The sequence below is a fragment of the Chryseobacterium sp. Marseille-Q8038 genome (assembly GCF_965111995.1).
In genome coordinates this window covers 1-1,319 of record NZ_CBCOPN010000007.1, presented here as the reverse complement: position 1 = coordinate 1,319, position 1,319 = coordinate 1, and the positions used below count along the sequence as shown (strand labels likewise).

3 protein-coding genes are annotated in these 1,319 nt (G+C 35.7%); 1 reads left to right on the top strand and 2 read right to left on the bottom strand.

Annotated elements, in window-relative coordinates; all coding sequences use genetic code 11:
• A partial coding sequence (locus tag ACWPWS_RS24940) for a nitroreductase family protein (protein WP_454048278.1) occupies window positions 1-174 on the bottom strand: 174 nt, incomplete at its 3' end.
• Here ACWPWS_RS24940 and ACWPWS_RS24935 point away from each other — a divergent pair.
• Entirely contained in the window at window positions 93-860 is a 768-nt protein-coding gene (locus tag ACWPWS_RS24935; protein WP_454048277.1) for a response regulator transcription factor, read from the top strand. The two genes, ACWPWS_RS24940 and ACWPWS_RS24935, sit on opposite strands and share 82 nt — an antisense overlap.
• 166 nt (window positions 861-1,026) lie before the next feature.
• Here ACWPWS_RS24935 and ACWPWS_RS24930 read toward each other — a convergent pair.
• On the bottom strand, window positions 1,027-1,319 hold a 293-nt coding region (locus ACWPWS_RS24930), incomplete at its 5' end, for a prevent-host-death protein (RefSeq protein WP_454048276.1).

The window sequence follows — 1,319 nt, the reverse complement described above, 5'->3', positions numbered from 1 at the left end:
TATTGCAGGCTGCTGCCATGCTATCGGGAGGAGCCTCGCTTTAGCTTCCGGTGTACGTACGGCGATAAAGCGCCAGTTTTGTAAGCGAAAAGATGTCGGAGCTGAGTGATAAAATAAATTCAATGTATGCCAGGAATGCGTCGGGCATATCCATTTCTGAAAAAAAGAACGCATCAGACAAATATTTTAATGTGCTTAAAGCAGTGTCGGAAACCAGCTTGGGTAGTGTTTATATTGCAGATCTTAAAACAAAGAAATTAGAATTTATTTCGGAAAACCCTCTTCTTTTTTCCGGTTTTGGGTCTGCTGAAGTTGAAAAAATGGGCTATAGCTTTTTTCGTAAATACACTAAGAAGGAAGATCTTGAAATATTAAAGAAAGTAAGTACGTATGGACTTAAGTTTTTTGAGTGTCTTTCACCCGAAGAGAAAAAAATACACACCATCACCTATGATTTTCATCTTAAATATACCAATAGTGTAGATGTGCTGGTGAATCACAGGATTACACCCATAGAGCTCTGTGATGACGGAGAAATCTCTAAAATAGTCTGTATAGTGTCCTATTCCCTGAACCGGACTGCCGGAAATATCAGGATCATATCCAATACTTCAGAAAGCTTTTGGAAGTATAATCTCTTTACAGGAAAATGGACGGAGGAATCTAAAGTAGCCTTAAAATTAAGGGAAATCGAAATCATACGATTGTACCTTCAGGGCTTGAAAATAGAAGAAATTGCAGAACAGCTGTTTGTGTCACCCAGTACAATAAAGTTTCACAGGAGCAAATTGTTTGAAAGAATTGGAGTGAAAAATATAATTGAAGCCATATCCTACGTAATAACGAATAATTTGATTTAAACTATACTTTTTACATGTTTCCAGATCGAAAAGCACTGAGAAACACCTTGCTTTTCTCCGTATACCTTAACTGTTTTTAATTTAAAACGGGTTGCTTCCTATACCTTGTTCTCCTGAAAATTCTCCCTCTACAAATACTATATAGAAGGAGAATGTCCGGAACAGCTTAGTTAAGCTGATAATTCGTAATTACTAAACTCAGGATGAAATGAACGTAGTTCTCTTCTACCTCTTTTCTGTTAATCAGTTTGTTTTTGTATTCATAAGAATTCAGGTCTCTGGATAATTTCTGATACGTTTCAAAATCGTCACCTTTCACCTTTACTCTTATATTACCATCTTTTCTGTTAATAAGTACATTATCCAAAGTCCTTACTTTAAATAAAACTTCGCATAATGTAGGACGAGCCTTCATAGAACCGATATATCTTTCAACTATATTAATCTTGAACGAATCAA